Source organism: Moraxella caviae (assembly GCF_002014985.1).
Classification (GTDB): Bacteria; Pseudomonadota; Gammaproteobacteria; order Pseudomonadales; family Moraxellaceae; genus Moraxella; species Moraxella caviae.
The window spans coordinates 1-16,512 of record NZ_MUXU01000021.1 but is presented as its reverse complement, the minus strand read 5'-3'; the positions used below and the strand labels follow the sequence as shown (position 1 = coordinate 16,512).

Genomic DNA, 16,512 nt, shown 5'->3' with positions numbered 1-16,512 from the left:
CACCAAATGCCGTACCGCCATAAAAATCAAAATTTATAATCGGGGTGAATGTGATTCATATCGTGCTTTTTTCGCCAAAAATTCCTAATAACACAGGCAGTATTATCCGCCTGTGCGCCAATACGGGTGCGCGTTTGCATTTGGTGCGACCGCTGGGATTTGAGCTTGATGACACCAAGCTAAAGCGTGCTGGGCTTGATTATCATGAATATGCCGATTTGCAAGTGCATGACGATTGGCAGGCGTGCCGTGCGGCATTGGGCGAGCTTGGTGTGGCGGTCGTGGCGGCAATGACGACTAAGTTTAGCCGTCCATTTTATGAGTATGATTTTGTCAAGCAAGCTGCTGGTGGAGACGTGGCTTTGGTTTTTGGTTCGGAGACGGACGGCTTGCCAAGCGATGTGCGAGACGACATTGGCGAGCAAAACTGGCTGCGTTTGCCGATGTTGCCGCAATCACGCAGTCTAAATCTTGCCAATTCAGCGTCCATTTGTCTGTACGAAGTGTGGCGGCAGTTTGGCTTTGAAGGCGATGTGGGCGAAAGCGTGGGCTATCATCGCTTGTCCAGTCGTCCAGATGAATAGTAATTTGACAAGCAGACTAACAGCGCACAACCAAAAGGCACAACCAAAAGTCATAGGCAATTTGGCGGCTTGGGCAGTCCAGCCAAGCGGTTCACATGGCGAGCAACCAAGCCAGTATTAAAAAGCTGCTGTAATTTGGCGTTATTAATCTCATCATCTGGCAAAGTTTGCGCCAAATGCTTAATCAAAGGGCGTGTGCTTGGGCTGTGATGATACTGCTCAAAAAACGCACGCACCGCTTTTAGCACACGATAATGCACCGCTTCAAGCTGTACGTCCAGCGTATCAGCAAGCGTCTGGGCGATGGCTGGCGTCCATAAAGTGTGATCGCACAGATGTCCGTCTTGGTCAAGTTCGGGTAGGCTTGTATCGTTCATATTTTTAATTAGTTTTTCTTAATAATTGTCCGAGTATTTTGTCTTTAAAAAACGCTTGGCTTGGCAAAAGTTTGACTTGAAGAAATTGCTTGCCTTTGTTAAAATTTAGCAAACTTTACTATTAAACCTAATATCAAAATCCTAATATCAAAATCCCCAATATTAAAACCTTAGCATCAAAAACTCAGCACGCCATCAAAATCTGCCGCTTGCTTGTCGGTGATTGCATTTCTATCAAAGTCTTTATTGAGTGCTTCTTGCACCGCGGTATCTAGTGTGGCAAGCGCTTCATCACTAAAATCTGCCCATGCTTTTGGCAAATCGTACAAATCCAAAGACTGCACCATGCCGCATAAGCGGCTGTGCGAATCTTGGAGCGTGGCAAGCGTATCGCCTGTAAAATACAGCTGAACTTCGTGATCAAAACTTGCCAAAGTGAACGCCAAAGCCAGCGTTTCATAACCAATCAATTCGCTGTCATTGTTTAGTTTTACTAATAATTTCATAGAAGAATTTTCTCTTGTGGGTGTGTTGGCTTGATGGTTTGTGCAATTTTAAAATTGAACTACGTCATCGCACATATCCAGCTGCATGGCAAGCTCAGACAGCCCCGCCAAGCGAAAAGGCGTGCGCAAGTTTTCACCATCAAGACCGTGGCGTGCGGCGTTATCGCTGTCGGTGATGCCGCGCGCCAAAGCGGTGCTGACGCACACAGGCAACTCCAAAGAATATTCGCGCGCAAGTGCTGCCCAAGCGTCTGTAATGCTTGGCACGTCAGCGGTTTGCCATTGCAGGCGGTTTGCGGTGTATGCGCCATCGCCATAAAAAAATACTAAGATTTTCTCATGCTTGGCTAATTTTTCTTTCGCAAAATCAATGGCTTGTGCTGCTTTTCGGCTGTGCGGCGGTGCGCTGATGAGTAATAATGTGGACATGGTATGTGCTTAAAATGCGTTGTTTTTGATGGGGATTTTGAGCTGTGCTTGATAAAAATTGGTAAAACTGGGAAATTTTATACATTATACCGAAAATGCGCCAAAAATACAGGGTTAAGTGTGCGAATTTGGCAAACGCAGCGGTGTAAATTGTGGTAAAATTGATGGGATTGGCGGGTGAATTTTTCGTGAAAAATTTTCACAAAAATTGACAAAAACGGCATTAAAAACACTTCATAAACCGTCAATCGCTTCATCAACTAAGCCCAAACCAAGGATTAAGGATTGCTATGACTACAGCTTTTACGCCAAGTGCGCACGAATTGCAGGTTTTGCAGCTTGCCAGTCCGTTTGCTGCGCAGATTTACGCCAAGCACCAAGGCATGGCGGACGGGTTTTTGGCGTGTTTTGGTTTTGAGCGCACGCTTGATGAAGTGCAGTTTGATGCGTTGGTGGCACGCTCGGCATATTCTGGCGCAGCGGTGCTTGATGATATGCCTGCTCTGATGGCAATCGCTCAAAACATCAAAGACAGCCGTGCAAAAAATACCCATGAAAATGCGCACACTTTAAATGCGCTGGCAGCGGATTTGAGCGGTGATTGGGCAAGCGATGATTTGACTGATTTGACGGCAGGCATAGCGGCTGATGAAGCAGTTATTATGAAGGGTTTGCGTAAATTGCGTGCCATGCTGATGCTCAAATGGATTTGGCAAGACGCATTGGGCGTGATTAGCCTTGAAGCGCTGACCTTTGAGCTGTCCGCCTTTGCCAATAGCTGCATTCGTTTGGCGCACCGTGTAACTTTTGCGCGTTTGGCGCAGCGTTTTGGCGTGCCAATGATAGTGCGTGATGGCAAGCGTGAGCCTGACGCGCTTGCGGTGATTGCCATGGGCAAACTTGGGGCGATGGAGCTTAATTTGTCCAGCGACATTGATTTGGTTTTTATCCACCGTGGCGATGGCGAAACCGACATTTCGCACATTGGCAAAAAAAGCGTGGATAATCAAAAGTTTATGCTGAATTTGGGACGTGGCATCATCAAACTTTTGGACGATGTAACCGCTGATGGTTTTGTGTTTCGTGTGGATATGCGCCTGCGTCCGTGGGGTGATGGCTCGCCTTTGGTGATGACGATTAAGGCACTGGAGAAATATTTTAATCAGCATGGGCGCACTTGGGAGCGTTTTGCGTGGCTAAAAGCGCGTGTGGTGAATGCCGTGCCTGCGCCTTTTTCGGATAATTTATCAAATATTACTAAAAACTTTGTTCATAGATATTACATTGATTACAGCGCATTTGGGGCGCTTAGAGAAATGAAATCTATGATTATGAGCCAGCAGGCGCAGCGTCAGGATTTGGATAACGTCAAACTTGGCGTGGGCGGCATCCGTGATATTGAGTTTATCGTGCAGGCATTTGCGCTGATTTATGGCGGACATCACATCACGCTTGGCGAGAAGCGTGCTTGCTTGGACGGCATGGCAGAGCTTGCCAAACTTGGCTATTTGGATAAGGACGAAAGCGACAATCTTGCGGCGGCGTATCGGTTTTTAAGGCGGCTAGAGCACGCCATTCAAGCACGCCACGACCAACAAACCCAAAGATTGCCCCAAGATGAAAATGAGCTTTTCGCCATCGCTAAAACGCTTGGCTTTGACGATGTGGCGCAGTTTCGTCAGACGCTTGCCATGCATCGCCAAAACGTTTGCCTGCCGTTTGAGCGCATGGTTACTGACCGCCAAAGCCCAGCGCAAGCAGGCGTGGATATGGCGCAAACCCAAGCTGAGCTTAAGACGCTGCTTAGCCAAAACAGCCTAGATAATTTACAAGAATTTTGGCAATCTAAGCTCGTCAAAGGGCTTGAAAGCGAAGCCAAATCTCGCCTAGAAGCAGCGTATCCCATCATTTTACACGCACTTTTAGAGCACGCCAAGCAAGACGGCAGCGCGCGTGCGGATTTGGCAGTGCCGCGCTTGATTGCGCTGCTTGAAGCGATTTGTCGCCGTTCTATTTATTTGGTGATGATTGCTGAAAACCCGAACGCTACGGTGGGCTTAATTCCTATGCTGTCGGCAAGTCCTTGGATTGCCAAAGAGCTTGCGCACTATCCAATGCTTTTGGATAATTTCTTACAAAAGCGTTATTTGCATTTGCCAGACAAGGCGGAATTGACCGACATTTTGCGCCAAAGTTTGCTGCGTGTGGAAGCGTTTGATGATGAAAGTTATCTTGCTGCCATTCGTTTGTTTAAAAAATCGCAAGTTTTGGCGGTGGCAACGGCGGATATTTTAGGCATTCGCCACATCATGAAAGTGTCGGACAGCCTAACTTTCATCGCTGCGGTGGTGCTGCAGTCGGCTTTGGTGCGTGCTTTTGACGAGCTGTCTGCCAAGCACGGCTTTGTGCGCCTACAGTCTGGCGAGCGTGCCAGTGCGCAAAATATGGGCTTTGCGATTGTCGGTTATGGCAAATTGGGCGGACTTGAAATGTCGTATTCGTCTGATTTGGACGTGGTGTTTTTGCACCAAATTGACGAGCAAGCCGAAACCGATGGCGCAAAACCTGTCAGCGGCATGAAATTTGCCGCGCGTTTGGTACAAAAAATCTTGACTTACCTAAGCACGCAAACCCGTGATGGGCGAGTGTATGAGCTGGATATGCGCCTGCGTCCATCGGGCAATGCAGGCGTGATGGTGGTATCAACGCACGCTTTTGAGATGTACCAAAACGACAAAGCATGGGCGTGGGAACATCAGGCATTGGTGCGCTCTCGTGGGATTTGTGGCGATCAGGCGGTGCTGGCGGAGTTTGACCGCATTCGCCAAGCCGTTTTGACTAAGCCAAGAGACGAGTCGCAGGTGCGCAGCGATGTCATCGAGATGCGCCGCAAAATGCAGACGCATTTAGGCACAAAAGACAGCGCCGACAAAGAAACGCACCAATTTCACATCAAGCAAGATTTTGGTGGCTTGGTGGATATTGAGTTTTTGGCGCAGTTTATGGTGCTAAGCTATGCGCACGCTTATCCAAATTTGGCGATTTGGCCTGATAATGTGCGCATTTTTGAAGAAGTGGCGAAAGCAGGGCTGTGGCAACAGGCGCGCTGTGAAGCCTTGACCAATGCGTATTTGGATTTGCGCAAAGCCACACACGAGCTGGCATTGTCCGAAAAACAAGTGGTGGTGGACGATGAAGCGTGGCAAAATTTGCGTGAGTTTGTGCGTGGTGTGTGGACGGACGTACTGGGTGATGGCGTAAGTTGATCAGCCAATCAACACGCAAATCAATGCACAACGAATAACAACCTAAACAGCCGAGCGATTAAACACTTCTCTTAGCTCAAAGCTGGTGTGTAGCTGCGCCACGCCATCAATTTTACTTAGACGGCTGAGTAAAAACTCTTCGTAATGGCGCATGTCTTTGACCACAACTTTTAGCAAATAATCTTCTGAGCGGCCTGTAACCACGCTGCAGCTGACCACTTCGTCAAATTCGGCAATTTGCCGTTCAAATTCGCTAAAACGCTCGGCAGTGTGGCGATCCATACTCACCGCCACAAAGACTGACAGCGTGTAGCCAAGCCCTGCTGGCGCGGTGTGGGCGTGATAGCCTGTGATGATGCCTGCGTCTTCTAGGCGCTTAATGCGGCGCACGGTAGGCGTGGCAGATAAATGCACCGCTTCGCTGATTTCTGCTACGCTTAGGCGTGCATTGGCGGACAGTAGGCGCAAGATGGCGCGGTCGGTGTGATCTAGGCTTATGGCTTGACGCTGATTTTGGCTATCTTGAGCGGATTGCTTAGTTGAGCTTGTGTGGTGATTGCCAATGACGCTGGCGGATAAATTTGCATTAAAACTCATAAAGTGCTGCCAAGTAAAGTCGGTATTTTTAAAAAGTTGGTGTTTTGAGTGAATTTTACTATAAAATCACAAATTTTTGGTGAAAATATGATATTTTTGATGAAAATTTACCAAAAATAAGTAAAAAACCACTCAAAGTTTTTGTTATTATAGTTGGCATAAATTAAGCATAAAAATTGGTATTTGGCGTTATTATAAGTTGTAATGTTAAAGCGGTGCTTTTAAAACAATGACTGCAAACATTTGCCAAACCATCAAGCATTTTAAAGTTCGTTTTAGTTAAAAATCACAAGAAAATCATCGCCTGTTGGCGTTTTGGAGAAAGTTATGAGCGCAACCCCTAAAATCACCCCAAAAAATCCTGCATTTGATTTTACCAAATATCGTCCTTTCGCCTTTGCGCCAAAACTTACCGACCGCACTTGGCCAGACAAAACCATCACCAAAGCGCCAATTTGGGCGAGCGTGGATTTGCGAGATGGCAACCAAGCCTTGATTGACCCAATGAACATCGAGCAAAAATTGCGCTTTTTTAAGTTGCTAGTGGACGTAGGTTTTAAGGAAATTGAGATTGGTTTTCCGTCTGCTGCACAAGTGGAATTTGATTTTACACGTCGCTTGATTGAAGAAGGGCATGTGCCTGATGATGTAACTTTGCAAGTTTTGGTGCAAGCGCGTGAGCATTTGATTAAGCGCACCTTTGAAAGCCTTCAAGGCGCCAAACGTGCCATCGTGCATGTGTACAATTCTACGTCAAAAGTGCAGCGTGATAAGGTGTATCAGCTTGACAAAGAAGGCATTAAGGCGATTGCGGTTCAGGGCGCGACTTTGCTGCGTGATATTGCCAAAGAATATCCAGACACTGAGTGGATTTTCCAGTATTCGCCAGAAAGTTTTAGCCAAACTGAGCCTGAGTTTGCCGTAGAAGTGTGCGAAGCGGTGTGTGAAGTGTGGCAGCCTGCCAAAGGGCAAAAGGTGATTTTGAACTTGCCAGCCACGGTGGAAGCCAGCACGCCAAACATCTATGCCGACCAAGTGGAGTATTTTTGCCGCAATTTGTCTTGCCGTAAAGATGTGCTGGTGAGCTTGCACACGCATAATGACCGTGGCTGTGGCGTAGCGGCAAGCGAGCTTGGCTTGATGGCAGGGGCTGACCGCATTGAAGGTACGCTTTTGGGTAATGGCGAGCGCACGGGCAATATGGATATTTTGACCATGGCGATGAATATGTACACCCAAGGCGTTGATCCTGAATTGGATTTTTCGCAGGTGAGCGAGATTGTGCAGGTGGTAACTGAGTGCAATAATCTGCCTGTACACCCACGCCACCCTTATGTGGGCGAGCTGGTGTTCACCGCCTTTAGTGGTTCGCACCAAGATGCGATTAAAAAGTCGCTGGATTATAATGAAAAACACAGCGAGACCGAAAATCATTGGGACGTGGCGTATTTGCCGATTGACCCAATGCACATCGGCCGCGGCTATCAAGACGTGGTGCGCATTAACAGTCAGTCTGGTAAAGGCGGCGCGGCGTACATCTTGCAGCGTCATTATGGCTTTGATTTGCCACGTTGGACGCAGATTGACTTTGCGCGTGTGGTACAAAATGAAGCCGAGACGTTGGCGCGCGAGCTAAAAACGGACGAGCTTTTGGAGATTTTCACCAAGACCTATTTGGCGCAAGACACTTTCCGCCTAAGCGATTATAACATCAGCAATAAAGGCGGCGATGTCAGCTTCCAAGGACAAGTGGCTGCACCAAATAAAGTGATTGAAGTCATCGGACAAGGCAACGGTGCGCTATCGGCATTCATTGATGGTTTGGTGAAAGCCACAGGCAAGCAAATTCACGTTACCAATTATGCCGAACATGCCATCAACGTCAAAGCCACTGAATCCACGCTGGACGATTCGTTGGGCGATCAGACGCACACGGCGGCAGCGGCGTATGTGCAGCTTGCGGTGGACGGGCAGATTTACTCAGGCATTGGCACTTGCAGCAGTACGGTGTCCGCCATGCTAAAAGGCGCGCTGTCGGCATTGTCGCAGGCGTGGTGATTGTCATAAACCAAATAAGAAAATGCCCCGATTGGGGTGTTTTCTTTAGGGTTTGAAGTTGCGATGAGATTGTGCGGTGAGTAGCCAAAATAAAGACAAAAATCGCAGTTGATTTTATAATAAATAGTTTGTCTTAATAAATTTTATAAAACATTTTGGAATGTTTTGTATAAAAAGATTTCCATCAGTTTTTTGGGCAAGCTGTGGTATACTGGCAATCATCAATATTGAAATATAAACTCAACACTAAGCCAGTGGTGCGATGATTGATTGGCGCACATCAAGCAGCGTTTGAGATGAAAAGCATTAAAATTTGACTAAAAATTTAACTTTGGAGCATAAAATGGCAGGCAAAACCCTTTATGACAAACTTTGGGACGATCATTTGGTTAAGCAGCGTGATGACGGTTCGGCGCTGATTTATATTGACCGTCAGCTTTTGCACGAAGTAACCAGTCCGCAGGCGTTTGAAGGCTTGACGCTGGCGAACCGCAAGCCTTGGCGTTTGTCGGCAAACATCGCCACGCCTGACCATAACGTTCCTACATCGACAGCCGAACGCTCGCAAGGCATCAGCGGTATCAGTGATAACACGTCTCGCATTCAGGTGCAGACGCTTGATGACAACTGCAACACCTTTAATATCGCCAAGTTTGGCATTAACGATATTCGCCAAGGCATTGTTCACGTCGTTGGCCCTGAGCAAGGCTTGACTTTGCCGGGTATGACGGTGGTGTGCGGCGACAGTCATACGGCAACGCATGGTGCGCTTGGCTGTCTGGCGCATGGCATTGGCACGTCTGAAGTGGAGCATGTGCTTGCCACGCAGTGTTTGGTTGCCAAGAAAATGAAAAATATGCTGGTGCGTGTGGACGGTAAACTTGGCAAAGGCGTAACACCAAAAGATGTGGTGCTTGCCATCATCGGTAAAATTGGCACGGCAGGTGGCACGGGTTATGCCATTGAATTTGGCGGGCAAGTATTCCGTGATATGTCTATTGAAGGGCGCATGACGGTGTGCAACATGGCGATTGAAGGCGGTGCGCGCGTTGGTCTTGTGGCGGTAGACGATAAGACCATTGAATATGTCAAGGGTCGCCCTTATGCACCAACTGGCGAGAACTGGGAGCGTGCAGTGGCGTATTGGAACACTTTGCGCTCTGATGACGATGCTAAGTTTGACACCGTGGTGGTCTTGCAAGGCGAAGAGATTGAGCCGCAAGTGTCGTGGGGAACGTCGCCTGAAATGGTGGTGGGTATCAGCCAAAATGTACCAACGCTTGACATGGCAAAAGACGACGTACAAAAAAATGACTGGACGCGCGCTTATGAATACATGGGGCTGACAGCAGGGCAGGCGCTTTCTGACATCGTGCTTGACCGTGTGTTTATCGGCTCTTGCACCAACTCACGCATTGAAGACATTCGTGCGGCGGCAGACGTGGTCAAGGGTAAAAAAGTGGCGAATAGCATCAAGCAAGCGATGGTAGTGGCAGGCTCTGGACTGGTGAAAAAGCAAGCCGAAGATGAAGGGCTTGATAAAATTTTCACGGACGCAGGCTTTGAATGGCGTGAGCCGGGCTGCTCAATGTGTCTTGCGATGAATGCCGATAAACTGCAAGCAGGCGAGCATTGTGCCAGTACGTCAAACCGCAACTTTGAAGGTCGCCAAGGCAATGGCGGACGCACACACCTTGTGTCGCCAGCGATGGCAGCAGCGGCAGCGATTGCAGGGCGATTTGTGGACGTACGGACGTTTTGATTTGCAGTCTTAGATTGTTGGCTGCTTGACTGACTGGTGAATTTTGCGGCTTATGGTCGTTTTTTGACACAAAGGATAAATTATGCAAACCATCACATTATCTATCCATGAAAATCACTTGGCAAAACTTATCAATTTTTTGGTAAGTTTGCCTAAAAATGATGTTAAAGTTTTGGAGAATTCATTAAATGTCATGCCGTCATTTGCCCGCTGGACAAATGGTGAAAATTCTGACGAACTGTCACAAAGCACCCAAGATTCTCCTAGTGATTTGTTGCTACAAAAAGACATTGATGTATATAATTCACTGGATTATTTGTCTGTCAGCGAAGATAGGACCGATGAAGATTGGCTAAACGCCATCATGAAAATGAGCGATAAGGCATCAAAATCAATTGCGGCTGATTTGCCATTAGATGAGCGTGGCTGGACAAGAGATGAGCTTTATGAGCGATAAGGCGTTTATTGATACTAATATTTTGGTTTATACAGTTGATGGGCGTTTTGCACAAAAGCGCCAAATCGCCTTGGACTTAATTGCAGGTTTGCAAGCCAACCATCAATTGGTGATTTCTACGCAAGTTTTGCAAGAGTTTTATAACGTTACAACTCATAAGCTAAAACTGGACCCTGTTGATATGCAAGGCATGGTTGCTAAATTTAGTCAGCTACCAACAGTATTAACTGATGTTTCGCTGATTGAACAAGGCATCCGAGTTAGCATTCATCATAAATTAAGATTGTGGGATGCTTTGATGATTGTCGCAGGAGTTAGAGCTGATTGCAAAATCATGTATTCTGAAGATTTGACACACGGACAAATCATTCAAGGCATTCGTATTTTAAACCCTTTTAAAGAAAATTAAACCAAGGAACTCTCATGAAAACCTACACCACCGAAACTGGCATCGTTGCGCCGCTTGACCGTGCTAACGTAGACACCGATTTGATTATCCCTAAGCAGTTTTTAAAATCCATTAAACGCACAGGCTTTGGCGATAATTTGTTTGACGAATTGCGCTATTTGGACGAAGGTTATTTGGGGCAAGACATCAGTAAACGCCCAAAAAACCCTGATTTTGTGCTAAACCAAGAGCGCTATGCTGGGGCGAGCATTTTGCTGGCGCGTGCTAATTTTGGCTGTGGGTCTAGCCGTGAACACGCGCCGTGGGCGTTGAATGAATTTGGGCTAAGAACGGTGATTGCGCCCAGTTTTGCTGATATTTTTTATAACAACTGCTTTAAAAACGGCATGCTGCCTGTGGTTTTATCCGAAGGCGATGTTGATGAATTGTTCCAAGAATGCTTTGCCAACGAAGGCTATCAGCTGACCATTGATTTGGCAAACCAAAAAGTCATCTCACCAACTGGTAAAGAATACGCCTTTGAAATTGACGCATTTCGCAAGCACTGCCTGCTAAATGGCTTGGACGACATTGGTTTGACTTTACAAAACGCTGACGACATCCGTGCGTTTGAAGAAAAAGCAAAAGCGGCGAGACCTTGGGTATTTCAAGAGTTAAACGCTTAATGGTGAATTTATAATCATTTGATTTTAAAAAGGAAATTTGACATGACCAAACACATCGCAATCCTAGAAGGGGACGGTATCGGCCCTGAGATTATTGCCGAAGCCGTTAAAGTTTTAGATAAGCTCATCGAGCAGGGCTTGGACGCATCGTATGAATACGCCTATTTGGGTGGCTCGGCTTATGATAAATACGGTGAGCCGTATCCTGCCGAGACCCAAGCTGTTTGCCAAAAGGCAGACGCAGTATTGCTTGGGGCGGTGGGTTCGCCGCAGTACGATACTTTGGAGCGTCATTTGCGCCCTGAGCGTGGGCTTTTGGCAATTCGTAAGGATTTGAATTTGTTCGCCAATTTACGCCCTGCGATTTTGTACGATGAGCTTGCCCATGCGTCTACGCTCAAAGCAGACGTGGTGGCAGGGCTTGATATTTTGATTGTGCGTGAGCTGACGGGCGATATTTATTTTGGTGAGCCGCGCGGTATTCGCACGCTTGACAATGGCGAGCGTGAAGGCTTTAACACCATGCGTTATAGCGAAAGTGAGATTCGCCGCATTGCCAAGGTGTCGTTTGAAGCGGCGCAAAAACGTGGTAAAAAACTGTGCAGCGTGGATAAGGCAAACGTGCTGGAAGCCACTGAGCTTTGGAAAGAGATTTTTAGTGAAGTTGCCAAAGATTATCCAGATGTTGAGCTTAGCCACATGTATGTGGATAATGCTGCCATGCAGCTGGTGCGTGCGCCCAAGCAGTTTGACGTGATTGCCACAGGTAATATTTTTGGCGATATTTTGTCCGACCAAGCAAGTATGCTGACGGGCTCTATCGGTATGTTGCCATCAGCAAGCCTGAACGAGACGGGCAAGGGCTTGTACGAGCCAAGCCACGGTTCAGCGCCTGACATTGCAGGGCAAAATAAGGCGAATCCTTTGGCGACCATTTTGTCTTTGGCGATGCTGGTGCGCTACAGCCTAGGCGATGAAGCGCGTGCAGTACAGATTGAGCGTGCGGTACAAAAAGTGCTGTCGGACGGTTATCGCACGGCAGACATTTACCAAGATGGTGCGACTTTGGTGTCATGCAGCGAAATGGGCAAGGCGGTCGTGGCTGCGCTTTGATTTATTGATAAGCCAAAACAAAACCACCCAAGATTTTAATTTCGGGTGGTTTTTTGTGGTTTGCTGATTGGGTTTGTAAGTTGTGGTTTATTGTTCATTGATAATTAAATCACTCATTGATAATCAAGCAAACTCAACCAACTTATCGTTTAGAATAATATTGTGTGCCGTCCGCTTGCGTTTTAAAACGGCGGTGAAACCACATCCACTGCGCAATGTTTTGGCGAATATTCGCTTCAAACATGGCGTTGATGCGAGTTGCGTCCGCCACTTCGTCATCGCTGGGGTAATTATCCAGCGCAGGCGATAAATGAATGTGATAATGCGGACGCTTGCCTTTTAAGATGTGGTCAGGCGTTTGGCGTTCTAGGTGCATGACGATGATGGCAGGCGGATTGGTTTTATCGCCCAATTTGGCAAGGCGGCGCTGAGCGGTGATGGTAGCAGCAGGCACGCCAAAAAACGGCGCCATCACGCCATGCTCCAGCCCAAAATCTTGATCTGGGCTGTACCACACCACTTTGCCGCCTTTAATGCGTGTGATGAGTTTTTTCATATCACGATTGGGGATTTGCGCATCAAAAATATGCCGTCTGCCGTTATAAATGAACCACTCCAAAAGCGGATTATTTTGCACACGGTACACGCAGTCAGCGGCGAAAAATTGCGTACACAGTCTGCCGCCCAAGTCCAGCGTGGTGTAATGACCGCCCAGCAAAATCACCGCTTTACCGTCTTTTTGGGCGTTAATCAGGTGTTGCAGTCCTGAAATGCTGAAGGTGCGCTTATACACATTGGGGCGAAACCATGCGCACAGCGTCTCAAAAATACCCACGCCTTGATTGACGAAAACTTGCTTGGCAATCAGCACACGCTCATCATCGCTTTTGTCAGGAAAGGCAAGGCGTAAGTTGGTGAGCGTGTCCGACACACGAGTTTTGGCAAGGCGATAGGCAAGTTTGCCGATTTGTCGTCCGATGGCAAATTGCGCACGCAGCGGCAAAAACATCAACGGCAAAATCAGCGCCATGCCCAGCCAAATCCCCCAAAAGCGTGGGTGCAAAAACCGCCATTCAAAAGGCTTTTTATCCGCAAGCTCGGTTTGCTTGTGCGTGGCACTCAAGTCTGGCATGGCTTTGATGTCCACTTTTTGCGCATTGGCAGGGTGTGGATTTTGGGTATTTTGGGTGGCGCAATCACCACCGCAGCAGGAATTTTTTGTCATAAGATGGTTTGTTGTAAAAATTAAAATCACTTCCCTTGGCTTTCTAGCCAATCCCAACGCTCCAGCTTTTCAAGCAGCAGCTCGTCAATCTGCGCTAGGCGTTCGCTGTGCTGGGTGGCAAGCGCCAAATCACTGACAAACAGCGAACCGTCCGCCAAGGCTTCACTCAGCTCGGCTTGCTCGGTTTCTAGGGCGCTGATTTCGTCAGGCAAGGCTTCTAGTTCACGTTGTTCTTTATAAGAAAGTTTGCGTTTTTCAGGTTTTGGTTTATCGTTTGTGGCATTTTTGGTGTCGTCCGCTTTTTGCGCTTTGTCCGCTTTTTCGGTTTTTTCAGCTTTGGGCTTGGGCGCAGGCGTTTGGCGAGATTTTTGCACCAAGTAATCTTGATAGCCGCCCACATATTCTTGCACCACGCCATCGCCGTTTTTATCGGTGTCAAACACCCACGTTTGCGTAACCACGTTATCCATAAAGGTGCGGTCGTGGCTGATGAGTAGCACCGTGCCATCAAAATTCACCACATATTCTTCTAACAGCTCAAGCGTTGCCATATCAAGGTCGTTGGTCGGTTCGTCCAGCACCAGCACGTTGGCAGGCTGCAGCAGCAATCTTGCCAAAAGTACGCGCGCCTTTTCACCGCCAGAAAGCGCCTTGATGGGCGTGCGAGCGCGGTTTGGCGTGAATAAAAAATCTTGTAAATAGCCCAAAATGTGCGTTTTGCGGCCATTGACTTCCACATAGTCCGAGCCTTCAGAGACGTTATCCGCCACCGATTTTTCACCGTCCAGCTGATCTTTGAGCTGATCAAAAAACGCCACATTGATGGACGTGCCAAGGCGCACCGTACCGTCCGTTTTTGCGCCATCGTCCAGCCCCAAAATGGTGCGAATCAAGGTGGTCTTGCCCACGCCATTTTGCCCAATGATGCCAACTTTATCGCCACGCAGCAGCAGCGTAGAAAAATCTTTCACCAGCGTTTTGCCTGCGTATTTTAGTGTCAAGTGATTGACTTCACAGACAATTTTCCCAGATTTTTCAGCCGCTTGCTGGGTGAGCGACACATTGCCCACCACATCACGGCGCGCCTTGCGCTCTTCACGCAGTGCCTTAAGCGCACGCACACGCCCTTCGTTGCGAGTGCGGCGTGCCTTGATGCCTTGGCGAATCCACACTTCTTCTTGGGCGAGTTTTTTATCAAAATCGGCAAACGCCTTGGCTTCAGCGGCAAGCTCTTGCGCTTTTAATTCTTGGTAGCGTGCATAGCCGCCAGTGCCTTGTGAGACATCGTAGCTTGAGAGTTTGCCACGGTCAAGCTCCACAATGCGCGTTGCCAAATTATCCACAAATTGTCTGTCGTGGGTGATGAATAGCAAGCTAAGATTTTGATTTAAAAGGTAATTTTCCAGCCAGTCAATGCTTTCTACGTCTAAATGGTTGGTCGGTTCGTCCAAAAGCAGCACGTCAGGGTCGGCCACCAGCGCACGAGCCAAGAGCGCACGACGCTTACGGCCGCCAGACAGCTCGGCAAGTTTCGCTTCAGGGTCTAAGCCCATGTTATCAAGCAAGGCGCGCGCTTTACGCTCTAAGCCCCAGCCGTGCCGCGCGTCAATCTCATGCTGCAGCGCCGCCATGTCATCGCACGCCGCCATATCGCCAGCACCGCAGCGCTCAGACAGGGTGTAATACTGGCGCAAAAGTTCGGCAGTATCGCCGCCGCCTGCCATCACCACATCAAGCAGCGTGCCGTCATCGCTGGGTACGTCTTGGGCGAGCATGGCAACTTTGGTGCTGCCAGCAATCAGCACTTCGCCAGAATCCGCCACCGCTGTGCCAGCAATCAGCTTCATCAGCGTGGATTTGCCTTCGCCATTGCGCCCAATCAAGCACACACGTTCGCCAGCCGCCAAGCTAAAATCCACACCGTCCAAAATCGGCGCAACGCCAAAGGCTAAATGAATGTTTTTTAAGGTGATAAGCGACATAATGGTTCCGTGTTGAGTGTTTGTGGCGAATGCGCCAAAGACCAATGGCTAAAATTTGAATAATAAATAAAGGTGAAAATAACTTGCAATGGGTGTACTGTTTTTGTTTTGTAAGGTTTTGGGCAAAATGTTTGCTTGGCGGTGTAGTGAACTATTTTTTAAGCCGTGAAAAACACGCCAAACGCACGCAAAAACACGCCAAGCTGCCCAAAAATTTGCTACAATAACACAAATTATACGCTTGCAACTCCGCCAATTATAACAAATATCACAAGGTTTATCGCAACTTTTGCCCAAACTTTTTGTATTTGTCTGTAAAACTGCGTTTGAATGACGACTGGATTTTGCCAAAAAACCATCATGATTTGACAAGCTGCCACAAACGTTTTTCAATCGAGCAAATTTTTCAAATAATTATCAATATCAAAATTAAAAGCTGACACCATGACCGACATTACCGAGCAACTCATTGATTTACAAACCAAAATTTCCTACCTTGAGCATACGGTGGACACGCTCAATGACATTGTCGCGCGCCAAGACCGCACCATTGGTGATTTGCAAGACCAGCTCAAACTGATGTACGGATTTTTAAAAAACAAAGACGGCAGTGACATTGCACCGTTTGACTTGCTTGCCGATAAGCCGCCGCATTATTAAAGACGGATTTTTACGTTGGCTTAAAATTGTCAAAAACCAACGCTAAAAACACCCATAATAAAGGCGTAAATAAAGACGTTTATGATAAAACAAAAGGCGAATTTTTGCGTTTGGCGGTGAATGTGTCGTGATTCTTACGAAAATTTACGCCATTTTTTGCAAAATTTATGGGGCTGTACTAGATTAGCCCTAAATCCCACACCATTTTCTTAAAGTTTTTAGCTTTTGTGATGGTGTACCATAGTTAAATCTAAACTCGCATTCTTTGATAAAAAGATGGAAGTTTTTCTTGTCAATGCCATTATATTTTCTAAGAATGCGTTTGGACTGGTTCCAAAAGTTTTCAATTCCGTTGATGTGGTTTTTAACATCATTTTTGTGAACAAATTCTTTTGAGTGATTTATTCTAAAATGCTTAAAAT

Annotated in this window: 16 protein-coding genes; 9 read left to right on the top strand and 7 right to left on the bottom strand. The window is 47.4% G+C overall.

Annotated features, from left to right (window positions below; translation table 11 throughout):
• Positions 1–50: 50 nt before the first annotated feature.
• Positions 51–584 (top strand): tRNA (cytidine(34)-2'-O)-methyltransferase, encoded by a 534-nt coding sequence (locus tag B0181_RS02855; RefSeq protein WP_078276025.1) that lies wholly within the window; start codon positions 51–53, stop codon positions 582–584.
• A gap of 50 nt (positions 585–634) precedes the next feature.
• On the opposite strand, the gene B0181_RS02850 is transcribed toward B0181_RS02855, so the two are convergent.
• The 3 genes from B0181_RS02850 to tusD form a co-directional block, all read right to left on the bottom strand.
• A complete protein-coding gene (locus tag B0181_RS02850) occupies positions 635–961 on the bottom strand; it encodes a TusE/DsrC/DsvC family sulfur relay protein (protein ID WP_078275979.1) in 327 nt (108 codons plus the stop codon).
• Between the two features lie 176 nt (positions 962–1,137).
• On the bottom strand, positions 1,138–1,467 hold the full coding sequence (locus B0181_RS02845) for a hypothetical protein (protein WP_242620090.1): 330 nt from the start codon (positions 1,465–1,467) through the stop codon (positions 1,138–1,140).
• 48 nt (positions 1,468–1,515) lie between these two features.
• Positions 1,516–1,896, bottom strand: a complete 381-nt coding sequence (gene tusD / locus B0181_RS02840) for a sulfurtransferase complex subunit TusD (protein WP_078275978.1) — start codon at positions 1,894–1,896, stop codon at positions 1,516–1,518.
• Positions 1,897–2,186: 290 nt separating this feature from the next.
• On the opposite strand from tusD, the gene glnE reads away from it, so the two are divergent.
• The gene (gene glnE / locus B0181_RS02830) at positions 2,187–5,162 is read left to right on the top strand and encodes a bifunctional [glutamate--ammonia ligase]-adenylyl-L-tyrosine phosphorylase/[glutamate--ammonia-ligase] adenylyltransferase (RefSeq protein WP_242620089.1); all 2,976 of its coding nucleotides are present in this window, start codon (positions 2,187–2,189) and stop codon (positions 5,160–5,162) included.
• 42 nt (positions 5,163–5,204) lie between these two features.
• Here glnE and B0181_RS02825 read toward each other — a convergent pair whose 3' ends face one another.
• The gene (locus B0181_RS02825) at positions 5,205–5,759 is read right to left on the bottom strand and encodes an Lrp/AsnC family transcriptional regulator (RefSeq protein ID WP_078275976.1); all 555 of its coding nucleotides are present in this window, start codon (positions 5,757–5,759) and stop codon (positions 5,205–5,207) included.
• Between the two features lie 327 nt (positions 5,760–6,086).
• Here B0181_RS02825 and leuA point away from each other — a divergent pair, with 327 nt between their 5' ends.
• From leuA to leuB, 6 genes are all read left to right on the top strand, one after another.
• Positions 6,087–7,817: a 2-isopropylmalate synthase gene (gene leuA / locus B0181_RS02820; RefSeq protein WP_078275975.1), complete on the top strand. Its 1,731-nt coding sequence runs from the start codon at positions 6,087–6,089 to the stop codon at positions 7,815–7,817.
• Between the two features lie 343 nt (positions 7,818–8,160).
• On the top strand, positions 8,161–9,579 hold the full coding sequence (leuC, locus tag B0181_RS02815; RefSeq protein WP_078275974.1) for a 3-isopropylmalate dehydratase large subunit: 1,419 nt from the start codon (positions 8,161–8,163) through the stop codon (positions 9,577–9,579).
• A gap of 82 nt (positions 9,580–9,661) precedes the next feature.
• Entirely contained in the window at positions 9,662–10,036 is a 375-nt protein-coding gene (locus tag B0181_RS02810) for a hypothetical protein (protein WP_078275973.1), read from the top strand.
• Complete coding sequence (locus B0181_RS02805; RefSeq protein ID WP_211276064.1) at positions 10,017–10,445, top strand: PIN domain-containing protein; 429 nt, start codon at positions 10,017–10,019, stop codon at positions 10,443–10,445. The genes B0181_RS02810 and B0181_RS02805 overlap by 20 nt, the downstream gene beginning before the upstream one ends.
• Positions 10,446–10,459: 14 nt before the next feature.
• The gene (gene leuD, locus B0181_RS02800; protein ID WP_078275971.1) at positions 10,460–11,110 is read left to right on the top strand and encodes a 3-isopropylmalate dehydratase small subunit; all 651 of its coding nucleotides are present in this window, start codon (positions 10,460–10,462) and stop codon (positions 11,108–11,110) included.
• Between the two features lie 42 nt (positions 11,111–11,152).
• The gene (gene leuB, locus B0181_RS02795; RefSeq protein ID WP_078275970.1) at positions 11,153–12,223 is read left to right on the top strand and encodes a 3-isopropylmalate dehydrogenase; all 1,071 of its coding nucleotides are present in this window, start codon (positions 11,153–11,155) and stop codon (positions 12,221–12,223) included.
• 142 nt (positions 12,224–12,365) lie between these two features.
• Here the strand turns inward: leuB and B0181_RS02790 are convergent, their stop codons facing one another.
• Together B0181_RS02790 and B0181_RS02785 are read right to left on the bottom strand one after the other, a co-directional pair.
• On the bottom strand, positions 12,366–13,448 hold the full coding sequence (locus B0181_RS02790) for an LpxL/LpxP family acyltransferase (RefSeq protein WP_078276023.1): 1,083 nt from the start codon (positions 13,446–13,448) through the stop codon (positions 12,366–12,368).
• A gap of 26 nt (positions 13,449–13,474) precedes the next feature.
• Complete coding sequence (locus B0181_RS02785; protein ID WP_078275969.1) at positions 13,475–15,430, bottom strand: ATP-binding cassette domain-containing protein; 1,956 nt, start codon at positions 15,428–15,430, stop codon at positions 13,475–13,477.
• Positions 15,431–15,874: 444 nt separating this feature from the next.
• On the opposite strand from B0181_RS02785, the gene B0181_RS02780 reads away from it, so the two are divergent.
• Positions 15,875–16,090 (top strand): SlyX family protein, encoded by a 216-nt coding sequence (locus B0181_RS02780; protein ID WP_078275968.1) that lies wholly within the window; start codon positions 15,875–15,877, stop codon positions 16,088–16,090.
• 189 nt (positions 16,091–16,279) lie between these two features.
• Here the strand turns inward: B0181_RS02780 and B0181_RS02775 are convergent.
• On the bottom strand, positions 16,280–16,512 hold a 233-nt coding region (locus B0181_RS02775; RefSeq protein ID WP_143821565.1), incomplete at its 5' end, for a transposase.

What these genes read in the sequence shown, in the direction of transcription:
- B0181_RS02850 (WP_078275979.1), bottom strand. Translation starts at nt 961, where the DNA reads ATGAACGATACAAGCCTACCCGAACTTGACCAAGACGGACATCTGTGC.
- B0181_RS02845 (WP_242620090.1), bottom strand. Translation starts at nt 1,467, where the DNA reads ATGAAATTATTAGTAAAACTAAACAATGACAGCGAATTGATTGGTTAT.
- tusD (WP_078275978.1), bottom strand. Translation starts at nt 1,896, where the DNA reads ATGTCCACATTATTACTCATCAGCGCACCGCCGCACAGCCGAAAAGCA.
- glnE (WP_242620089.1), top strand. Translation starts at nt 2,187, where the DNA reads ATGACTACAGCTTTTACGCCAAGTGCGCACGAATTGCAGGTTTTGCAG.
- B0181_RS02825 (WP_078275976.1), bottom strand. Translation starts at nt 5,759, where the DNA reads ATGAGTTTTAATGCAAATTTATCCGCCAGCGTCATTGGCAATCACCAC.
- leuA (WP_078275975.1), top strand. Translation starts at nt 6,087, where the DNA reads ATGAGCGCAACCCCTAAAATCACCCCAAAAAATCCTGCATTTGATTTT.
- leuC (WP_078275974.1), top strand. Translation starts at nt 8,161, where the DNA reads ATGGCAGGCAAAACCCTTTATGACAAACTTTGGGACGATCATTTGGTT.
- B0181_RS02810 (WP_078275973.1), top strand. Translation starts at nt 9,662, where the DNA reads ATGCAAACCATCACATTATCTATCCATGAAAATCACTTGGCAAAACTT.
- B0181_RS02805 (WP_211276064.1), top strand. Translation starts at nt 10,017, where the DNA reads ATGAGCTTTATGAGCGATAAGGCGTTTATTGATACTAATATTTTGGTT.
- leuD (WP_078275971.1), top strand. Translation starts at nt 10,460, where the DNA reads ATGAAAACCTACACCACCGAAACTGGCATCGTTGCGCCGCTTGACCGT.
- leuB (WP_078275970.1), top strand. Translation starts at nt 11,153, where the DNA reads ATGACCAAACACATCGCAATCCTAGAAGGGGACGGTATCGGCCCTGAG.
- B0181_RS02790 (WP_078276023.1), bottom strand. Translation starts at nt 13,448, where the DNA reads ATGACAAAAAATTCCTGCTGCGGTGGTGATTGCGCCACCCAAAATACC.
- B0181_RS02785 (WP_078275969.1), bottom strand. Translation starts at nt 15,430, where the DNA reads ATGTCGCTTATCACCTTAAAAAACATTCATTTAGCCTTTGGCGTTGCG.
- B0181_RS02780 (WP_078275968.1), top strand. Translation starts at nt 15,875, where the DNA reads ATGACCGACATTACCGAGCAACTCATTGATTTACAAACCAAAATTTCC.